The sequence below is a fragment of the Psychrobacillus sp. FSL K6-1267 genome (assembly GCF_038003265.1).
Taxonomy (GTDB): domain Bacteria; phylum Bacillota; class Bacilli; order Bacillales_A; family Planococcaceae; genus Psychrobacillus; species Psychrobacillus faecigallinarum.
Map to the genome: position 1 here is coordinate 3,821,832 of NZ_JBBOOR010000001.1, position 20,589 is coordinate 3,842,420.

The window sequence follows — 20,589 nt, forward strand, 5'->3', positions numbered from 1 at the left end:
TTTTACTTATTTCGGTCACTTATCTCTCGTCACTTTTTCAGCACTTTTTTGCATATACTATGGGGGTGAAAGAAGGGATGCGAATTATATGTGTGGAATAACCGGATGGGTTGATTTTAGAAAAGATTTACGGGGGTATTCTCCTGTTGTGGAGAAAATGGCAGAGAGTTTAAAAAAGCGGGGACCAGATGATCATAATGTGTGGAGTGCGGTCCATGCTCTCTTCGGTCATCGAAGATTGACTGTTGTTGATCCCGTTGGAGGCAAACAGCCAATGAGCAAAAGCTATCAATCTAGGAATTATACGCTTTGCTATAATGGAGAGCTTTATAATACGGAAGATTTACGAAAGGAATTATTAAGTAGAGGGCATTCATTCTCAGGGCATTCAGATACAGAGGTATTATTAACCTCTTATATTGAATGGAAGGAAAAGTGTGTTGATTACTTCAATGGAATTTTTGCTTTTGCCATTTGGGATGAAGAAGAGCAAAAGGTTTTTATAGCAAGAGACCGCTTAGGAGTAAAGCCATTGTTTTTTACGGAAAGAAATGATGGATTGCTATTCGGATCTGAATTAAAGGCATTGCTTGCACACCCAGGTGTTCCAACAGAGATTGATCAGAATGGATTATCAGAGATTATTGGGCTTGGGCCTTCCCGCACTCCTGGATTCGGTGTATATAAAGGGATAAAGGAGCTTAGACCAGCACATGCATTAACTTTTTCGAAAAACGGCCTGCGTATGTGGCGGTATTGGAACGTGGAAAGTAAAGAGCATACCGACACATTAGAGGAAACGGTAGAAAAAGTACGTTACTTAGTAACAGATGCGGTAGAAAGACAGCTTGTATCCGATGTGCCTTTATGTACATTCCTTTCGGGAGGAATAGATTCTAGTGCTATTTCTGCAATTGCTGCAAATGCTTATAAAAGAGATGGAATACCCCCTCTTCATACTTACTCGATTGATTATGAAAACAATAATGTCCACTTCAAGGGAAATGAATTTCAGCCTAGCGAGGACTTCCCTTTCATCCAAAAAGTCTCTAGCTCTCTTCATACTACTCACCACTTTTCAGTCATTACACAGGATGATCTAGCTCAATTTTTAACGGAGGCAGTCCATGTACGTGATTTACCTGGAATGGCAGATATAGACTCCTCTTTACTATGGTTCTGTAAAGAAATAAAAAAGGATTTTACCGTAGGATTGTCCGGAGAATGTGCGGATGAGATATTTGGGGGCTATCCTTGGTTTCATAAGGTTGGAAATGCAGAAACAGGCTTCCCTTGGATTCGATCCAAGCATGAAAGACACTCCTTGCTAAACGATAGCTGGCAACAAAAATTGAAAATAGAAGATTATGTACAAAACGCATATGATATAAGCGTAGCAGAAACACCTCAGCTGATTGGCGAGTCCTCCTTAGAAGCAGAACGAAGAAATCTCTTTTATATGAATATGATTTGGTTTATGTCCACACTTTTGGAACGAAAAGACCGGATGAGCATGGGAGCAAGCTTAGAAGTGCGTGTCCCCTTTGCAGACCATCGTCTTGTAGAGTATGCGTGGAATATTCCGTGGGATTTTAAAATGGTTGGAAACCAAGAAAAAGGCATTCTTAGAAAGGCATTAGAGGGAATTCTTCCAAACGAAGTGCTCTATCGTAAAAAGAGCCCTTATCCAAAAACCCATAATCCGGTCTATGCAGCAAAGGTTCAGCTCATGCTGAAGGAGCAACTGCTAGATAAGAATTCTATATTGCATGAACTATTTGACCCTAGAAGTCTTCAAACATTAATCGAATCTAATGGAGAGGCCTTTAAGATTCCTTGGTTTGGACAATTAATGACTGGTCCCCAGCTATTAGCTTACTTAGCTCAAACGCATATTTGGTTTAAAGATTATAATGTTCAATTGGTGGATTAATAAATGTTAGAGGGTGGCGGTGACAAATCACTTTCACCCTCTTTATTGTTCAGCTATTTTTTTACTCCAATATACAATAGGTGAGAAGATATCCCTAAAATATAAGGGTCATTGGCTTTTTCAATCAGCAGGTCAATTAGCTTTTTGTATTCCTGCTCACCTTTGTCTTTCCAGTAGTTCCAATTTTCCTTATTCAATATTGAAGCGACATTTGAGCCTATTAATTCTAAGCTTTCAAATCCATGTGCTTCCATGAACGGCTTTATCTCTTCGATATTAAAATAATACGCTCCTGTAAAACGCCCAGCTTCTTGGTGATTAAAGCTGCCTGTGTCGTTAAATTGTTGAATGCTTTTCATCTGGTTATTTGGCTTCCAATTTTCAGGGTACATGAGAGAAGTAAGTATGTGCTTAATCCTAGGCATAAACGCAATAAAAACAAGCCCATTCTTTTTGGTTACTCTATGTAATTCACGTATTGCTTTTATCCGGTCGGCTTCTTCCTGTAAATGATACATAGGTCCAAGCATAAGAGCCGCATCAAACTGCTCATCTTTGATCTCGGATAAGTCTCTTGCATCTGCTACAAGAAAATCTGAGAAGTGATTTTCCAGATGAAATTCTTCTGCTTTTTCTTTCGCTATCTCTACTAGTTTCGGTGTAAGGTCAGTTAGGGTTACACTATAGCCCTCCATTGCTAGCTTGATTGAATATTTCCCCGGTCCCGCCCCGTTATCGAGTACATTCCCAGCAGGAGGAAGATATCTCTTTATGTAATGCCAATTCACTTGAAATTCAATTGGTTCTCTTTCAAGTCTACCCCACTCATCAAATTGGTTGTAATAACTAATAATGTCACTCATAACAAGCACCTACATTCTTCATCAATTTTAATATTAGTTCTATTTGCGATAGGATAATTCCTGCTAGATGAAATAACTTATACTGTTTTCAATTATTAAATAGAAATAGTTTACCCGGCAAGTATGAATATAGATGGCAAATTTCCGCTCTCGGCGGGCGCTTTCCGTGGGGTGAGCGATAAGCCACCACCGTCGCTAGCGCGCACGTTGTGATGTCTTATCTGTCTCACTCATCCCACTGCAGTCGCCGCCTGTCGCTCCAATTATTAGATTGAGAGTAATTAGAGGGGAATAACTTATACTGTTATATTCAGCCATCAAATAGAATCAGATGAAGCGAAAAGCATGTGTAATAGATAGTATGATTTTGCTAAAATTACCTCCATTTTCAAAAAAATTCAATCCTACTCTAAAGGCAATAAATCAGAAGACTTTATTGTTTCTTAGAAAAAAAAGACAGAGATTCATCATCTCTGTCCAGTCTATTTGCTTGTAAGTGTTCTGAAGTATTTGTCTACAAAAGGAACGAGATAGTCTAAAACCTTTTCACTTGGATTCATCTTCGCATGGTGAAGTCCAAAAGGAGAATCGACACCAGCCCAGAATAACATGCCTGGTATGTCCTTTAAGAAATAGCCAAAATCCTCGCCTGTCATCGCGGCCTCACAGTGGATGGCGTTGGTTGCTTCATGCTGCTCTGCAAAAGCTAGAAAATCATTGGCGATAACCTCATTGTTATATACCTGATAATAAGAAGACCCATAATCGATTTTCACGTCACAATCAAATGCTATTTCAGTGGCATGGCAGAATGCTTCTATTTTTTCTTTAATGAGTGTCATTGTAGAAGCATCCATTGTCCGAATAGTTCCCTCTAAACGAGCATGACCAGAAATAATATTTTGGACAGTTCCCGATGAAAACTTTCCAATAGTTAAAACTGCAGGCTTCATTGGATTGACTACTCGGCTAACGATAGACTGCAACTGTAGCAAAAGAGTCGCGGCCGCAATCGACATATCCTTTGCTTGGTGTGGATAGGCAGCATGGCCCTCCTTCCCTACTAAGTCTATATAGAGCTCAGAGGTATTGGCAAATAGTAAGCCAGGGCGAGTAGCTATCGTACCAACTGGATATTCTGGAGCTACGTGATAAGCAAATATCTTGTCTGGCATAAGCTCGGGCTGTTCTTCCTTTAGCCAATGTAACATCGGAAGAGCACCACCTGGACTTTCCTCTGCTGGTTGAAACAAGAACACCATATGATCGTTTAATGGTGACTCTACTATTTTTTGAAGCAAACCGAGCGCAACGGTCATATGCATATCGTGCCCGCAGGCATGCATTCTACCAGGGTGCTCAGATGAAAAGGCAACATCGGTAGCCTCCGTGATTGGGAGACCGTCAATATCAGTCCTCCAGCCAATCGTTTGAGTTGGCTGGAGTCCTTCTACTTTCACGACAATTCCTGTCTTCCATGTAACAATCGTTAATCGATCCTGTGGAAGCGAATGGATTTGCTCCAATAAGTAAACCTGCGTTTTCACCTCTTTAAATCCAAGCTCCGGTATACGATGCAAATCGCGACGAATATCAAGTAAGGTTTTCATGTGTCACCTTCTTAAATTTGACGTAGTTCTTGCATAATTTCTGTTTTAGATTTTGTTTGTGCATCGATATCTTTAATTACCTTAGCTGGTGTGCCCGCAACTACTGTATATGGCGGTACATCTTTTGTTACAACTGCTCCAGCCGCAACAACTGCTCCTTTGCCAACTCGGCACCCCTCTAAAACTACAGCATTAGCACCGATTAATACGTCGTCTTCAATTATTACTGGAGTTGCAGAAGGTGGCTCAATAACACCTGCAAGCACTGCTCCAGCTCCAATGTGACAGTTATCTCCCACTGTTGCACGACCACCAAGGATTGCTCCCATGTCGATCATTGTACCTTTACCAATGACTGCGCCAATGTTGATTACAGCACCTAGCATGATAATTGCATTATCACCAATGCTCACTTGATCACGAATAACTGCACCTGGCTCAATTCTTGCATTAATACCTTTTAAATCTAATAAAGGTATTGCAGAGTTTCTGCTTTCATTTTCAACTACTATATCTTCAATTTGTGCTTTATATTCATCTAATGTCGGTTGAATTTCAGACCATTCTCCAAATAGAATAAGAGAATTCCCTTGTCCAAAAACCTTTGTATTTTCTCCGAAAGAAAGTTGGTCAATCCCAGTTCCTTTTATGTATACCTTCACTTGCGTAGATTTTTTTGCGTGTTGAATGTAAGAAATAATCTCATGTGCATCTAACTGTTTCATGTTCTCATTACCTCCTCAAATATGTGCTTATTGTACAGTAATTTTTATTAAAAATCACGAATTTAAATACATTTTCAAATAATTAATTATCTTATCTACATATTAAAAGGGATTGTTGCAGGATTATTACAGGTGCCTGGCACCTGTAATAATCCTGCAACCCTTTATAAAAAATCAGAAAATACTGATATTTGGTTGTAAAATTATAGATTAAAAGTATAATATTAATAATCATCTATTTGATATGCCAACTGGCTTATTTTTTTACAACATAATGGAAGCGCTATCATTTGGGTGAAAAATAAACCTTGGGGGAGAGAAATTGATAAAAAAGAGTCTTAGTCTTGTCTTGTTAATGGTTTTGGCACTTTTGGTTGCAGCGTGTAGTGGAGGGAAGCCAAATATTGCTATCGGCCCTCCAGCTAGTGAGACTAGCTCCGTCTCTAAGCTAATTTTAGATGCCTATGGAATTACTGATGATGATTACAAAGCTTATCAGGAGGGCTTTGGCGATGCTGCTGATGGTGTGCAGGATGGAAATATTGATATTTCTATAGGTATCCTTGGGCTCCCGGCTGCAAGTATCGAAAGCTTGCAAAATTCTGCAGGAGATGTTGTGATGATGAGCTTATCTGATGATGCAATCTCTTATATTGAAGAGAATAGCGGATATAGACGTCACACTATTCCTAAGGATACGTATGACTTTTTAGATTCAGATGTGGAAACTGTGACTGCCTACGCTATTTTAATGGGAAGTACAGATACGATCGATGATGAGCTTGGTTATGAGCTAGCAAAGATAATGATTGAAAACGCAAGTGAAAATACACATGCTCAAGCAAAGCAGATGATTTTAGAAAACGCACTAAACGGGGCTGAGGGGCTTCCTATTCATCCTGGCGCAAAGCGTTATTATGAGGAACAGGGTCTCACTATTGACAACCCAGTAGCAGAGCTTACTGCTGACAAAAGCAACCGCAAGAATGATTTTATACTCGGAACTGGAAGTCAAGGCGGCACTTATTATCCACTAGGGGGAGAGATGGCAAGTATTTGGAATAAACATATCGAAGGATTTAACTTAACAAACACAGAAACTGGCGCATCTGTAGAAAACCTATCTAGTATTCGAGATGGAAACATGGATTTAGGTATGTCTGTACATGTACCAGCATTACAAGCAGTCAATGGCGAGGCAGCATTTGAAGGACATGAAGTTCCAAACGCCGCATTTATTGGTCATATTTATCCAGAGGTTATTCAAATTGTTACGCGTAAAAGCTCTGACATTAAAAGCTTGGACGATGTGAAATAAAATCGAGGTATAAAATCCAATTAAAAATGAGGTGAGACAATGAAAGATCAGCAACCAATAAATGCACAAGATATACTAGAGAAATATGATAAGGAAAATCAGTTTCGATCAAATATTGGAAAATGGGCATGGGTTGTTACCTTTTTAGGGGTGGCCTTAACCGTATTCCATTTATACACGGCCTATTTTGGAACCCTGCCAACTCAAAAACAAGGTGCCGTTCATGTAGGAACTGCTCTCGGTGTCATTTTTCTATTGTACCCATTAAAAAGAGACCTACTTAAAACACAAAAGAAAATACCTTGGTATGACATCGTGCTTGCCTTTACCGCCATGTATGTAACCTATCATAAAATAATCTTTTTTGATTCTATTCTACAGAGCAGAATTTCCGGATATAGCATACCTGACATAATCATCTCCGTCCTTGGGATTCTTCTTGTCCTAGAAGCGACCAGAAGAACGGTTGGCTTACCAATCGTCATAGTGGCTTTAGTAGCCATACTTTATGCTATCTTCGGAAATTTTGTCCCTACTCAAATCCTTTCCCATCCTGGATTTTCTTTAGAGCGAACCGCTACTGCACTTTGGTACAAAGAAAGTGGAATATTCGGCACCCCTGTTCAAATTTCAGCAAAGTTTATATTCCTCTTCCTATTCTTTGGCGTAATGCTCGTACAAACAAATGTAGGGAAGTTCTTCAATGATTTAGCCTTTTCTTTAACCGGAAGATATACAGGAGGTACTGCAAAAACAGCTGTTGTAGCAAGTGCATTGCAAGGGACTATATCAGGTAGCTCCGTTGGTAATACAGTCGCAACAGGGTCCTTTACTATCCCTATGATGAAAAAAGCAGGTTTTAAGCCTGAATTTGCTGGCGCAACCGAAGCTGCTGCATCTACCGGAGGACAAATTATGCCTCCAATGATGGGCGCCGCGGCCTTTATCATGATGGAAATTTTGGGTGTATCGTATGGAACTATTATGATGGCGGCGATTATACCAGCGATATTGTATTTCACAGGTATCTTTATCGGCACTCATTTTGAAGCAAAAAAACTGAAAATACTTGGGCTCCCAAAGTCTCAATTGCCTTCTTTTAGAAAGACTATGAAACGAAATTGGTATATGCTTTTACCTCTCTTCGTTATTACTGGGACGATAATTTATGGTTTTACCCCACAACGTGCTGCACTTTTTGGAATAGTCGCTGCATTTTTAGTAAGCTTAATACGCAAAGAAACAAGGATGTCCTTTAAGCAAACTATAAATGTATTAGAACAAGGTACAAGAGTCGCTCTACCGGTTATAGCAGCCGTTGCCACAGCTGGTGTCATAGCTGGAATTGTTAGTATGACTGGCCTTGGCTCCAAATTTGCTGCTGGAGTTATAGCTCTATCAAACGGATATCTCATTCTCGCTCTAATATTTACCATGATTGCTTGTATTGTATTGGGGATGGGATTACCCACTACAGCAAACTATGTAGTCACAGCTACTATTGCCGCTCCAGTTTTAATAAATGAATTCGGAGTAGCTCCAATTGCTGCCCATATGTTTGTATTCTATTTTGGTATAGTCGCAGATATCACTCCACCTGTCTGTCTTGCAGCTTATGCCGGGGCAGGTATTGCAGGAGCAAACCCTTTTAAAACAGGTATGAACGCCGTCAAACTAGCCATCGCTGCCTTTATCGTTCCGTTTATCTTTATCTATAATCCAATCTTAGTAATGGTAGATGTAGAACCAGTAATGCTTATCATCTCTGTTACTGCTTCCTTAGTAGGAATGGTAGCTGTCAGCAGTTCCATGATTGGCTATTTTATAAGGTACTCTAAGGTCTGGGAACGATTCATCTTATTTGTGGCTGGGTTAATGCTTATTGTTCCAGAAATTTTAAGTAGTGTACTTGGGATTGTACTCATACTAGGAATTTGGTTCATACAAAAAAGAAGAACAGACGATGAGCTTGGAATAGAGGGCCCTAGGTCGAGTCAAGCATTGTATTAATTACCTCTTTAATTTTCAGAAGAATATGTTATATTATATAGTAACTAATATCGAAGGGACGATGGGTGGACAATGATTTTATAATCTTATTTCTCGCTTAATATTACTGCTTCATGCAGAAAAATATTTTTAGCTTTGACGGAAATAGGATTAGTCTGCCCATTTTTCAAATTGAGATAATAAATTACTACAGGCATATATATTTGTAGTTATTTTTTGTCGTACACTAAATGGCCAGTAAAATCCTTCCGTCTAAATCGGAGGGATTTTTTTTATCTCTCCAAGGGAGGTAATACAATGACTTTACAAGGAAGATTAACGAACATCAGCATAACCCATGGTGACAAAGAGATCATTAACAATATAAAAACCGATATACATTTAGGGGCTGTAATAGGAATTGTCGGTAGAAATGGTGAAGGAAAATCTTCTCTTCTTTCCATTCTTTCAGGTGAAAGCTCTCCCACTTCCGGACAAATCGAATGGATAGGGACTACTCCCACCATCAGCTATTTCAAGCAAGAAGATGAGCATTTCCATTCAAATGTAGAGGAAAAAGATGAACGGACCTATATCAGTAAGTGGTCTGTCCCTAATAATCGTCCTTACGATGCATTAAGTGGCGGAGAAAAAATGAAAAAAAGACTGTCTAAGGATTTTGCAGAAAGTTCTCAGTTACTTTTACTTGATGAGCCTACTAATCATTTAGATCAAAGTAGTCTATCCTTCTTAAAAGAAGAAATAGCTACCTATTCTGGAACGATTATATTAGTATCACATGATCGATACTTTTTAGATGAAGTATCAAATTATATTTGGGAAATTGAAAATAAAAACCTAACCGTCTATACAGGAAATTATTCTACCTATCGTAAAAGAAAAGAAGAAAAACTTATCACTCATCAAAGAGAATATGATGCACAACAATCAAAAATCCGACAAGTTGAAAAGCAAATGGAAGTATTGAAAAATTGGTCCAACAAAGCACATGAAGAATCGACAAAAAAAGACGGTGCAAAAGAGTATTTTCGTATGAAGGCTAAGAAAAAGGATGTTCAAATTCGCTCCAAGCAAAAACGACTAGAGCTAGAGCTTTCCAAATATCAAGTAGAACGTCCAGTAGAGGAAAAGGAAATCAATTTCTCTATTGAAGGTAATAAGAAAAAAGGGAAACGCGTTATAGAAGCTAAAAATTTAAGCAAATCTTTTAACGAAGAAATTCTATTTCAAAAAGCTTCCTTTACTATCCAAGCTAAAGAACGTGTTGGAATCCTCGGATCAAATGGTAGTGGTAAAACAACCTTTTTCCGAATGCTGACTGGAGAAGAAACATTTGAAGGTGAGCTTTGGAAAACCGAATCAATGAACATCGGCTTTTTACGCCAAACAGTATTCGATCTTCCAGAAGATCAAACCCCCTCTGACTTTTTTGCAACTACCGATTATGATACAAGGGGTGTAATTCAAACCTTAATGAACAATTTGGGCTTCTCTAAGGATCATTGGTTAAGACCAATTTCTACAATGAGTATGGGAGAAAGAGTAAAACTAAAGTTAATGGAGTTCATGGTAGATCAAAAGGATGTACTCATTTTAGATGAGCCTACGAACCATCTCGATTTGCCTTCTCGAGAACAGCTAGAAAGGACACTGTCTACGTATCCCGGTACTATTTTACTCGTAACCCATGACCGTTATTTTTTAGAAAGGCTAACAAACAAGCTTCTTATATTTGATAAAAATAGAATTCAAAAGCTTGAGATGAATTATACTGATTGGCTTAGTAGAAGCGAAGAAAACGACAATAACAAGTTACTTCTAGCTCTAGAAACAGAGCGACAAGCTGTACTAGGTCAATTAAGCTATCTTCCATCTAAAGATTCCAAGTACATGGAATTAGATGAACAATTTAAAATGCTAACCCAAAAGATAAATCAACTAAAAAATAAGTAAACAAAATGGCTGCTCAAAATCCCAGAGCAGCCATTTGTCGTTAGGAGCATAAAAATGTCGATTTCCCGGGAAATAGGTCAACGGATTCAATTTTTTTACATTCTATTAGAATCAACATATAATATAATAAATCCAATCAGAAAAGTATGTTTTATCATGAAGACAATTCCGAAGCCTCTCGTTATGGTCAATCAATGGACAATTGTAATCTCTGTCGTCATCGCGCTTATCACTCAATCAGCATGGATTCTGCTCATTCCGTTAATTGCCAATTTATCTAGTTTATTATTTGGTTTTCATCCCATTTTAGTTGTAGCCAAAAGATTTCTAAAGAAGCCTAGTAAGAAATATATTCAAGAAGATTATGCTCAGCTAAGGTTTAATCAATGGTTGGCAGTTGGCTTTTTACTTATAGCTAGTATTAGCTTCTTTTTGAAGTGGAGTATTTCATTTAATATTGCAACTGTTATGGTCGGTTTAGCTGCATTTATTGCTATACTAGGATTTTGTATAGGCTGCTTCTTTCGTTTCCAATACCAGCAATGGAAGTATCGAAGAAATAACTCTGCAACACATTAAGATTTTCTACAACTAGAAAAGAGAAGAACTGTTTGTAATCATAGTTCTCCCTTGTTTTTTCAATCTTTTCTTTTTAAGGCTCTAAACTATAGCAATAAGTAATTATATGGCTGCTCAAATCATTTAGAGCGGCCATTCTTAAGTCATTATATAAGGTTTTCCCCATTGCACTAGTCACCGTAATAGGTTCTGGTGTTTCTCCTTCATTTAATCGTTCTTCCTCTCCCTTACCGAAAAATACACTACAACTGTAAATACAGCTACAAATAAAATTCCAATTATAAAAAACGGTGAATCGGGATCCCAAAATGCATATCTGTTCCCCCCATATGGACCTCCTCGCTCAGCCACTCTATAAGTCCCTGAGGAAACTTCTACTGCAATTGCCTCCTTACTACTAACTTCCTTTACTTCATAATATTTAGTTCCTCTTGGGTAAGCATTAGAAAAATTCCCTGAGTAAGACCCTTCTAGATCGGAGTATTTTGTAACATGACCAATTTCCTTACCAATTTCATTGACCTCTTCATCTTGCAGAACATAAACATATCCATCCCATACTACGAAGGGATATGCCCAGTCAGCCATTGTTTTGATAGGGCTTGCTATGAATAAAATAACTAAACATGTAGCAAAAAAACTTCTCATCCTATTCCCCCTTTCTACATTTGACGCATCACAAAACAAACAGTTTCTTGAGTCCTAATTTATATATAAAAGTATTGTTTATAATTAGCCTATAGCAAAAAACTAACATCTATTATTCATGTTTTTTAAGTAGATAGATTACTTTCTACTCAAAAAAAATCCCATCTACAGCTTCCTGTAAATGAGACTTTTACTTTCCTATATTTATGCTAAATCTACATTATGATAAACCTGCTGAACATCCTCTAAATCTTCGATAGCATCAATCATTTTTTCAAATTGGGCTTGTGCATCTGCATCTAACGCAATATCGTTTTGTGCAAGCATTGTTAGTTCAGAAATTGTAAATTCTTCAACTCCCGCAGCTCTTAAAGCTTCTTGCACCACATGGAATTGGTCAGGCTCAGCGTAAACGATGACTGCATCTTCTTCTTCTAAAATGTCACGAGCATCTACGTCTGCTTCCATCAGGATTTCCAACACCTCATCGGCAGTTTTGCCTTCTAAACCTATAACTGCTGTTGCATCAAACATATAAGACACAGAACCACTAACTCCCATGTTGCCGCCATTTTTACCAAATGCAGCACGAACATCAGAAGCAGTACGGTTTACGTTATTTGTTAATGCATCTACAATAACCATTGATCCTCCTGGACCAAATCCTTCATAGCGAAGCTCATCATAGCTTTCCTCTGATCCACCTTTTGCTTTTTCAATCGCTTTATCAATAATATGCTTTGGCACACTGTAAGTTTTTGCACGCTCTAATACGACCTTTAAAGCTTGGTTAGAGACAGGATCTGGCTCACCTTGTCTTGCTGCAACATATATTTCACGACCAAATTTAGCATAGATACGGCTAGTATTAGCATCTTTGGAAGCTTTCTTTTCCTTAATATTATTCCACTTACGACCCATAAAAGTCCCACTCTCTTTCACATATTGTTTTCGTACTCTAGAATTCTACTGTGTTATTATACATTAGAACCAGTATAAGTAGCAAAAATAAATACATTAACTTCCATTCAATTCTCGTTCGGATACAATTTTTGTAAAAAAATGATAGATTGAGAAATTATTTCTTTAAGAACTTCTATATTGATATCCTCTACTTTATTGATATAAACACATGCCTTACCTGAAGTATGTTTTCCTAATCTACTTAACAATTCCGTGCGATCTGAATCTCCGGTAGCAAAATACAAACTAATCTTTGCCTTTCTTGGTGAAAACCCAACAAGAGGAGCATCCCCTTCATGACCGGATGCATATTTGTAATGGTAAGAACCAAATCCAATAATACTTGGCCCCCACATTTTCGCTTGATAGCCAGTAGATTCTTCAAAAATCTCTAGAAGTGTATATGCATCCTCCCTTTTCTTTAAGCTATCGACTCCTTCTATAAACTCTGTCACATCCTGATTAGTTTCTAAGGTCTTCGGTTTATATTTAGACATTTAAACGCTCCCTTATATCAAGTTAGAAAAAAAGCCTCTCCATGATTGGACAAGACTCTTTCCTTATTTTTGTTTATCATTAGATTTTATTGTGAAGTATAATCCCACGTTATTTCTAGATATCTAAAATTCAGTTCACATAAAAAGCAGGAACAAGAGGGGGATTTCCGCTTTAGTCGAACGCTTTCCGCGGGGTGAGCGATAAGCTATCCCACTGGAGTCGCTAACCTGCCACTCCCATCTTAAGTTGGTTATCCTTCTTCTATAATGTTACGAACAGCGTTCCTTAAGTTTATAGTAACAGTTTGCAAGCTTTCTAGATTATTTCGTTCGAAAGGTTGCTCTTGATAGAACTCTGCAAACTGTTGTCCCTCATATCTAGGGACAACGTGCATATGATAATGAGTCAATTCACTAAACACTCCACCATTTTGGCAAATCGTAATCCCATCTGGTGCGTATAATTGTTTAATGGCCTTGGAGATAAGTCTGGAAGCATCCATTATAGAATAGGCAACCTCTACATCTAAGTCATCCACATCCTCATAATGTCTTTTGGGAAGTATAAGTACGTGCCCATTATTAAAAGGTTCATGATCTAGAAAACATGTGATATGGTCATTTTCAAAAATAACGAAAACATTTTGTTCCTTATTAGCTAACATACAACCTAAGCATTCAGTCATGTAAAATCCTCCCTATAGCATTTTTTCTAACACGATTTTATGCTTCCCCTTATCACTAGTGAAAGTTTCCTTTATATCAAAACCAAACTTTATATTTAAGATAAGCATCTCTCTTTTTTCATTGCGCGAAATAGTACGAGCCTTTGTATAACCCATGGATTTTACTAGTTCATGCTGTCTACTCATCAGCTCTTTTGCTATCCCTTTTCCTCGGTAGTCCTTGTGAACCCCACCAAGCCAGCTATAGAATGTACGATTTCCGTAATCATATCCAATTTTAAATCCAATCACTCGTTCATGATCTTTAGCTACGAATACTATCAAATTACTTTTTTCTTTCAACTTTTCAGTTTCCAACTCGGAACCCTCGAATACATGCTTATGAAGCTCCAAGACTCCTGAAAGTGTTTGAGTATCGGGAACACCTTGAAAATACATATAATCCATTCCAATTTCCTCCTATGATTGAAGCAGCTCTTTATGGTCACTCTTTACTTTGTTTAGTAGTGCTTCACAGCCTTCTACTACCAAATCGTAGGTTTCCTGAAAATCACCTGTGAAATAAGGGTCTGGCACATCTTTTTTGTGAATGGTTAAATCTAAAAATCGAATAATTTTTGGATGATTCGGTTGACCAAGCATCTTACGTATATCTCTAATATTATTTTCATCCATCCCAACGATATAGTCAAATTCTTCAAAATCTTCCTCTTTAAGTTGGCGTCCAGCCATGCCCTTCGTTGAAATGTTATATTCTTTTAGCTTAGCTATTGTCCCTTTATGTGGTGGATTTCCAATATGCCATCCACTTGTTGCCGCTGAATCTACTTGTATATATTGTTCTAATTTTTCATTTTGAATTAGATGCTTAAATACAGCCTCTGCCATAGGAGAACGACAAATGTTGCCAAGGCAGACAAACAAAACATTAACCATTTTTATCATCCTTTCTAAGCCTTCTGTTTTTGAAATACTTCAATTACTTTCTCTACATTTCTTCATACTTTTTTAATACCTGTTTAATTCACTTGCTAAATCAATCAGATTTTCTTTGTTATAAAAGCACCAATACCAATTAACATAAATAAAATCATCATGTAAACAATGAGCATTCCAGTTTCAATTGTCTCCACACCAATTGCAAATAAGATCAACAATATAACACCACTCCCAAACAGGACAAAATACAGGACAGTAGAGAAATACTTTTTCATCATTACAGCTGTACGCTCGTCCATATCAGGAATTTTGCCATTCTTTTTTTGACGCAACCATCCAAATAGAAAAAAGCCTATAAAGCCCCCTAATGATCCAACTACCATCGGTAAAAACAGTCCCCAATCAAAAATGCCTTCCTCTTTACCTGCAATATACACCCCTAAAAAGGCACCAACAATGATACATCCACTAATAATTCCGTACAGTAAAATTCTATAGCTTTTTGTCATTTTCATCCCCCTCAAGATAAAATAATTCTTCTATGGGTACTTCAAAGTAACGCACTAGTTTAAGTGCCAGCACTAAGCTGGGATTGTATTTATTGTTCTCAATCGCAGTAATCGTTTGTCGGGTAATTTGTAAATCACCAGCCATTTGTACCTGTGTGATTCCCTTTTTTAAACGTATCTCTCTTATATGATTAATGACCTTTGTCATCTGTTTCCTCCTTGCAACCAATGTAAATATATCTTTACATAAGGATAATCTAAAACCATATTCATGTAAAGAAATCTTTACATGAAATTTAAATAACTTATGAACGTCAATTATTGTTATAATTTTCAAAAAGGTACAGGAAGGGAGTTCAAATGAGAAATAGAGGAGCCACTATTATTTTAGAGAAGGATAGAGTTGCACTAATTAAAAGGACAAAGCCACATACTACCTATTATGTATTTCCAGGTGGTGGTATTGAGACCGGGGAAACCCCTGAGGAAGCTGCTATTCGAGAGACATATGAGGAGATAGGCGTGCATGTTAAAATCCAACGTCTTTTAAAAGTATTACCCTATAGCGGAAAGCAATATTATTATTTAGCTGAAATTATTGGCGGTACCTTTGGTGCAGGTACCGGGGATGAATATAAAAATCCTTCTATAAAAAAAGGAAGCTATGAACCCATTTGGATTAACCTTAAGGACCTAACCTCCTTAGATGTTCGTCCTAAAGAAATAGTAGAAGCAATCTTGGCAGATTAAACAGTCCAAGGAAAGCACAAAAAGACAGGAGTATTTAACGTAAGTATTTAAGGATAAATGTAAGGAGTGTTAACCATTGGGATGGGTAGAATCTATTCAACAAGCAAAGTTATTCAACTATATATTACTTAACTAAAAAAACACCCAATTATTTCAATTGGACGTTTTTGTATCATAGTTAGTATAAGAGGATAATCTTTTATCGTTTATCCTCAGCAATAATCATTTGTCCTGTAATAGGATGCTTAAACTGTACCTTGAATGCATGTATTTCATACGTTTTTGTAGGTGATTGCAGGGCATTCGGTTCATGATGAACAACCTGAAATTTACACAAAGATATTAGAAGTATTTATAAAGACTGTGCAAGTTTCTTAGAAATCCAAAAGAGTAGTTGAAAATTTGAGGATGAATCCATATATTAAAAAACTGCTACCTTCTTTTGATGGAAAGAAGATAGCAGTTTTTAAGTTGTTGGCTAATTCTATGAATAGAAATTATTTGTTATAGTTAAGCAGATATTATTTGTTTATTTAGAAGCGTCTCGTTTTTAAACTAAAGATCCGCCAGTTTTTAAGTATTTTTCAATACCTTCTGCAGCGCGATATGCTAGTGCTCCAACTGTGCCAGTTGGGTTGTAACCTGAGTTTTGAGCAAAAGCACTTGCACCTGGTACAAATACGTTTTCACAATCCCACATTTGTAGATAGCTGTTTAAAGCACTTGTTTCTGGATCAGAGCCCATAATTACTCCACCAGTATTGTGAGTAGATTGGTAGTTACGAATATCGTAATCTCCGACTTCGCCACCATTAATTTTGATATCTTTTGCACCCATTTTTTTCATGATCTCAGCTGATTTTTCGCCCATAAATTTCATTAGTTGACGATCTTGATCTTTCCAATTAAACGTCATACGGAGTAATGGATCACCGAATGCATCTTTATAAGTTGGATCTAGATCGATGTAATTATCTTGCCAAGGAAGGGAAGCCCCTTGTGCTTTAACAATAAGAGCACGGTTTGCATTTGTAACAGAAGCGTCTTTAAATTCTTTCCCCCAAGTTGGAACACCTGCTGGAACCTGATTGTTTGCAATAGGACGATCCCCTAATTGGGTAATTTGAATTGTCGCACCATGTAAGAAATCTAAGTCAGTGTGATCAAAGAAGTCTCCGTTGAAGTCATCAATTTGGGCTCCTAGAGATCCTGCACCACCGTATAAATTGAACTCTTCATCGAAGAAACCTACAGCAGTCCCCAGAATTGTTTGGTATGCATAGTTTCTACCAATGACTCCTGTACCAGTAACTGGATCATATGGACGGCCAAGTTGAGAGTTTAATAAAAGTTTAATATTATTCATTTGATAGGCTGATACTACAACTACATCTGCCTCTTGGATAAACTCTTCACCAGTACGTATATCTACGTATAATACGCCAGTAGCTTTTCCATTTGTGTGTAGAACTTTACGTACAACAGAATGAGTACGTACTTCGAAGTTACCAGTTTCTTTAGCTACAGGTAATACTGTAACTACTGGTGATGCTTTTGCTCCATATTCGCAACCAAAACGCTCACAAAAACCGCAATATTGACAAGCGCCACGAGAAATGCCATCTGGATTAGTATAAGATTGCGATAGATTATTAGAAGGCAGATGGTATGGATGATATCCAAGATCTTTCGCTGCACTTTTGAATAATTTTATAGCAGGTGTTTCCAACATCGGCGGGTTAGGGTATTTTATTTGTGGAGAACCAGGTAGTGGATTCGCCTCACCGCTAATACCAGTCATAGCGTCAAATTTATCGAAGTATGGTTCTAACTCTTCGTATGTTATACCCCAGTCTTGAAGCATCATCCCTTTAGGGATTTTACCTTTTCCGTAACGTTTAACAGTTTCTGAATAGATCTCGAAATCGTATGGCAGGAAGCGGTAAGTTTGACCATTCCAATGCTCTCCTGAACCACCTGTTCCTTCTCCTATCAGGAAGCTACCCCATTCACGGTAAGGTAATGCTCGTTGTGTCATATTGTGACGGAATGTAATTGTTTCTTTAGAAAGATCTTGCATCATTTCTTTACGCTCTGCGTAACGTAGTTCATCGTGAGCCATAAAGTAATCTTCAGTTGAACGTTCTTTACCACGTTCGATACCTACTACTTTGTATCCTTTTTTTGTAAGTTCTGCTGCGATAATACCGCCTACCCAACCTACCCCTACTAATACTATATCTGTTTTTGGTAATTTAGTTGCCAAAGTTGTTCACCCTTTCTATTGGTGTATATTAGTGTTGATGCTGAGAGTTTAAGCTCATAGGATCTATTTTCACGAATTCATCTTTTTCTAATACATTAGTATAACTCGATTGATGTCCAGGGAAATTCTTCATTTTCCAACCAGCCATATCTTTGTTACCGCCGTACATAGGGTCAGCATATACTCCTTCAATTGTTACTTTTCTAAGTAAAGAGAAGAAAAAGGATGAACTAACAGCTCCATTTAATTTAACTTTATCAGCTTCAAAATCTTTTAAGATTTCGATTTGTTGTTCTTCTGTTAAACTGGCGAATTTAGGTTTATCATCAGATTTCTTTGCAGCCTCTGCATTTAAAGCTGTAATTCCAAGATTAAACACTTGCTGACGATTCAAATGTGTTTGGTACCCTTGTTGTGGAACTGCTTCTGCTGGGAAGAAAGGACCGGTCATATATTCTTTTGAGTTCAGGCCAAAGCTCCCTGCTAGTTGGTGATCGATATAATATGCAACAAGTAATTCTTTCGCACCGGGTCCTACCTCAGTTTTAGGGAAAATTTGCTCTGCTGCAGCATCTATCGTATCAAATTGTGCTTTGTCAAAATACATCAGTGCCTGGTTGAAGTTAACCCCAGTAGCTGCTGAATGAACCCCAGTCTCGTTAGTTTTAGTTGTTGAGTCTTTACCTAGTAAAGAACCGAGTGCTCCACCTAGTACAACTCCACCAACTGTTAATCCAGAATTTTTGATAAAAGTACGTCTAGATGAACGTTTATCTAAGTATGGAGCCTTTTTTTCCTGTTCTGACATAATATAACCTCCAACGTAAATTAGTAAAAAATAGCTTAAATTGTTTATTCAGGTAAACAATGAGTCGAAAATATTCTTATTAATGAAAAACTGCATGCCAGTTATAAACTAATGAGAATAGGATAGTATAAACCAATAAAAATGAGATAAAGTATATATATTTTTTTCCAGTCCAGCAAAGAACAATAATAGCTAGTCCAATACTTGAACCTATTAACGCGAACCAAGGAAACTCATTATTATAGTAAAAGAGGCCAAGAGCTAAATCTGCTACTATAAATAAAGCGAAAATTACTTGATTCAACAGTTTTAATTCTTCTAAGTTATATTGCGTCACTTTTATTCTCCTTTAACATAGTTCACTCAACTATGAAAATGTAATTTTTATACATAACAAAACAACCGTTTAACAGTTTACTCCTTTTATTTCTTCAATACTACATATTTATTTCGGATTACAAAATATAATTTTATTCTGAAAAAACATTAAATTCACATAAAAATTGCAAATTAATAGTAAAAACTCTTCTATTATCGGTATAAAATAACTAGTGTTTTGTGGTTGAAAAACGCTAAAGGACTAGTTGTATAAACAAAGTTATAGAAAGTTATAGAAGGGAAAAAGAGAGTTTTATATCGAAGAGACTTTTCCAACTCACACAATTTGATCATTATTAATACCAAAGTATTTACAAATTTAAACGTAGGAGTATAATGTGTTATTGATACAAAACAACCAATTTTTTTTAGATTAACTACTATTGCAAAAACCACGTGAAAATATATAGAAACAGTATGGGAGAGATTATAATGCCAAATATTGGAATACCAGGTTTAATCATTATATTAATTATTGCTTTAATCGTGTTCGGTCCTAAAAAATTACCTCAATTGGGTAGAGCAGTTGGAGAGACGTTAAAAGAATTTAAAAACTCAACTAAAGATATAGTAGACGATGTTGCAGAAGAATTTAGAATAGAAGACAAAGAAACAGAAACTAAAAAAAATATCTAATGCAAAAAGCCACCTGTTTCTATAATTGGTGGCTTTTTGTATCTGTTAATACACGTTGCTAGATTAATCTATAAGAATCTATACAAGAGCTTGTTGTTTCATTATTTCTTTAAATAACGAAGAAATAAAAGGTGCTCTTGGTGTTTGTGTGATGGGAGAAAATTTTAAAGTCGACAGTATGATGGATTATTGGATAGGGGTCAGTTATATAGGCGACACACTAGAAAATCTGGTGACATTAGAAATACCAGCATCAAAGTGGGTAATCTTTGAGGTTCACGGAGCGATGCCCAATGCTATGCAAAATACATGGTAACAAATTTACTCAGAATGGTTTCCCTCTAACTCCTACAAACAGGCAGGAACACCAGAGATGGAAGTGTATACAGATGATGACCCATCTGATTCAAACTGTTATTCAGAAATTTGGATTCCTGTAATATAAAAAAGTTGAACTAGTTCAGTTTACTAAACGATTGTAAATGAAATCATGCTACGAAGGGTAACTAGCCTTTGTA

Annotated in this window: 21 protein-coding genes and 1 pseudogene; 8 read left to right on the top strand and 14 right to left on the bottom strand. The window is 37.1% G+C overall.

The annotated features are described in order from the left end of the window. Positions 1-88 precede the first annotated feature (88 nt). Complete coding sequence (asnB, locus tag MHB55_RS19565; RefSeq protein WP_340863867.1) at positions 89-1,933, top strand: asparagine synthase (glutamine-hydrolyzing); 1,845 nt, start codon at positions 89-91, stop codon at positions 1,931-1,933. 53 nt (positions 1,934-1,986) lie between these two features. On the opposite strand, the gene MHB55_RS19570 is transcribed toward asnB, so the two are convergent. The 3 genes from MHB55_RS19570 to dapD all read right to left on the bottom strand — a co-directional run bounded on the left by MHB55_RS19570 (position 1,987) and on the right by dapD (position 5,131). Then, a complete protein-coding gene (locus MHB55_RS19570; RefSeq protein ID WP_144539351.1) occupies positions 1,987-2,796 on the bottom strand; it encodes a methyltransferase domain-containing protein in 810 nt (269 codons plus the stop codon). A 482-nt stretch (positions 2,797-3,278) separates the two neighbouring features. Continuing rightward, positions 3,279-4,406 (bottom strand): amidohydrolase, encoded by a 1,128-nt coding sequence (locus tag MHB55_RS19575; RefSeq protein ID WP_144539349.1) that lies wholly within the window; start codon positions 4,404-4,406, stop codon positions 3,279-3,281. A gap of 11 nt (positions 4,407-4,417) precedes the next feature. Beyond that, positions 4,418-5,131 (bottom strand): 2,3,4,5-tetrahydropyridine-2,6-dicarboxylate N-acetyltransferase, encoded by a 714-nt coding sequence (gene dapD, locus MHB55_RS19580; protein WP_144539347.1) that lies wholly within the window; start codon positions 5,129-5,131, stop codon positions 4,418-4,420. Positions 5,132-5,453: 322 nt separating this feature from the next. On the opposite strand from dapD, the gene MHB55_RS19585 reads away from it, so the two are divergent. The 4 genes from MHB55_RS19585 (at position 5,454) to MHB55_RS19600 (ending at position 10,991) form a co-directional block, all read left to right on the top strand. Next, entirely contained in the window at positions 5,454-6,449 is a 996-nt protein-coding gene (locus tag MHB55_RS19585) for a TAXI family TRAP transporter solute-binding subunit (protein ID WP_340863868.1), read from the top strand. Between the two features lie 39 nt (positions 6,450-6,488). Further along, positions 6,489-8,459, top strand: coding sequence for a TRAP transporter permease (locus MHB55_RS19590; RefSeq protein WP_340863869.1), 1,971 nt, complete (start codon positions 6,489-6,491; stop codon positions 8,457-8,459). 297 nt (positions 8,460-8,756) lie between these two features. Beyond that, on the top strand, positions 8,757-10,412 hold the full coding sequence (gene abc-f, locus MHB55_RS19595; protein ID WP_340863870.1) for a ribosomal protection-like ABC-F family protein: 1,656 nt from the start codon (positions 8,757-8,759) through the stop codon (positions 10,410-10,412). Positions 10,413-10,568: 156 nt separating this feature from the next. Further along, the gene (locus MHB55_RS19600) at positions 10,569-10,991 is read left to right on the top strand and encodes a DUF4395 domain-containing protein (protein WP_151112322.1); all 423 of its coding nucleotides are present in this window, start codon (positions 10,569-10,571) and stop codon (positions 10,989-10,991) included. 207 nt (positions 10,992-11,198) lie between these two features. Here the strand turns inward: MHB55_RS19600 and MHB55_RS19605 are convergent, their stop codons facing one another. From MHB55_RS19605 to MHB55_RS19640, 8 genes are all read right to left on the bottom strand, one after another. Next, a complete protein-coding gene (locus tag MHB55_RS19605) occupies positions 11,199-11,639 on the bottom strand; it encodes a hypothetical protein (protein WP_186318203.1) in 441 nt (146 codons plus the stop codon). 204 nt (positions 11,640-11,843) lie between these two features. Further along, complete coding sequence (locus tag MHB55_RS19610) at positions 11,844-12,560, bottom strand: YebC/PmpR family DNA-binding transcriptional regulator (protein WP_144539341.1); 717 nt, start codon at positions 12,558-12,560, stop codon at positions 11,844-11,846. A 107-nt stretch (positions 12,561-12,667) separates the two neighbouring features. Continuing rightward, complete coding sequence (locus MHB55_RS19615; RefSeq protein ID WP_340863871.1) at positions 12,668-13,099, bottom strand: DUF1801 domain-containing protein; 432 nt, start codon at positions 13,097-13,099, stop codon at positions 12,668-12,670. A gap of 251 nt (positions 13,100-13,350) precedes the next feature. Beyond that, positions 13,351-13,785 carry an HIT family protein gene (locus tag MHB55_RS19620; RefSeq protein ID WP_151112318.1) on the bottom strand — a complete coding sequence of 145 codons (435 nt, stop codon included), beginning with the start codon at positions 13,783-13,785 and terminating at the stop codon, positions 13,351-13,353. A 12-nt stretch (positions 13,786-13,797) separates the two neighbouring features. Beyond that, the gene (locus MHB55_RS19625) at positions 13,798-14,232 is read right to left on the bottom strand and encodes a GNAT family N-acetyltransferase (protein WP_151112316.1); all 435 of its coding nucleotides are present in this window, start codon (positions 14,230-14,232) and stop codon (positions 13,798-13,800) included. Between the two features lie 12 nt (positions 14,233-14,244). After that, positions 14,245-14,721, bottom strand: a complete 477-nt coding sequence (locus tag MHB55_RS19630) for a low molecular weight protein-tyrosine-phosphatase (RefSeq protein WP_340863988.1) — start codon at positions 14,719-14,721, stop codon at positions 14,245-14,247. Between the two features lie 104 nt (positions 14,722-14,825). Further along, on the bottom strand, positions 14,826-15,233 hold the full coding sequence (locus MHB55_RS19635) for a hypothetical protein (RefSeq protein ID WP_151112314.1): 408 nt from the start codon (positions 15,231-15,233) through the stop codon (positions 14,826-14,828). After that, on the bottom strand, positions 15,217-15,441 hold the full coding sequence (locus MHB55_RS19640; protein WP_340863872.1) for a helix-turn-helix transcriptional regulator: 225 nt from the start codon (positions 15,439-15,441) through the stop codon (positions 15,217-15,219). Before MHB55_RS19640 ends, MHB55_RS19635 begins: the two co-directional genes overlap by 17 nt. A gap of 152 nt (positions 15,442-15,593) precedes the next feature. Here MHB55_RS19640 and MHB55_RS19645 point away from each other — a divergent pair, with 152 nt between their 5' ends. Next, positions 15,594-15,983 (top strand): NUDIX hydrolase, encoded by a 390-nt coding sequence (locus tag MHB55_RS19645; protein ID WP_144539327.1) that lies wholly within the window; start codon positions 15,594-15,596, stop codon positions 15,981-15,983. 550 nt (positions 15,984-16,533) lie between these two features. Here MHB55_RS19645 and MHB55_RS19650 read toward each other — a convergent pair. From MHB55_RS19650 to MHB55_RS19660, 3 genes are all read right to left on the bottom strand, one after another. Next, complete coding sequence (locus MHB55_RS19650; protein ID WP_154312145.1) at positions 16,534-18,249, bottom strand: GMC family oxidoreductase; 1,716 nt, start codon at positions 18,247-18,249, stop codon at positions 16,534-16,536. Positions 18,250-18,277: 28 nt separating this feature from the next. Beyond that, positions 18,278-19,057, bottom strand: coding sequence for a gluconate 2-dehydrogenase subunit 3 family protein (locus MHB55_RS19655; RefSeq protein ID WP_154312144.1), 780 nt, complete (start codon positions 19,055-19,057; stop codon positions 18,278-18,280). Between the two features lie 79 nt (positions 19,058-19,136). After that, positions 19,137-19,394, bottom strand: coding sequence for a hypothetical protein (locus MHB55_RS19660; protein WP_144539321.1), 258 nt, complete (start codon positions 19,392-19,394; stop codon positions 19,137-19,139). Between the two features lie 470 nt (positions 19,395-19,864). Here MHB55_RS19660 and tatA point away from each other — a divergent pair, with 470 nt between their 5' ends. Beyond that, positions 19,865-20,071 carry a twin-arginine translocase TatA/TatE family subunit gene (gene tatA / locus MHB55_RS19665; protein WP_093536286.1) on the top strand — a complete coding sequence of 69 codons (207 nt, stop codon included), beginning with the start codon at positions 19,865-19,867 and terminating at the stop codon, positions 20,069-20,071. Between the two features lie 124 nt (positions 20,072-20,195). Continuing rightward, a pseudogene (locus MHB55_RS19670) lies at positions 20,196-20,516 on the top strand (GyrI-like domain-containing protein). Positions 20,517-20,589: the final 73 nt, after the last annotated feature.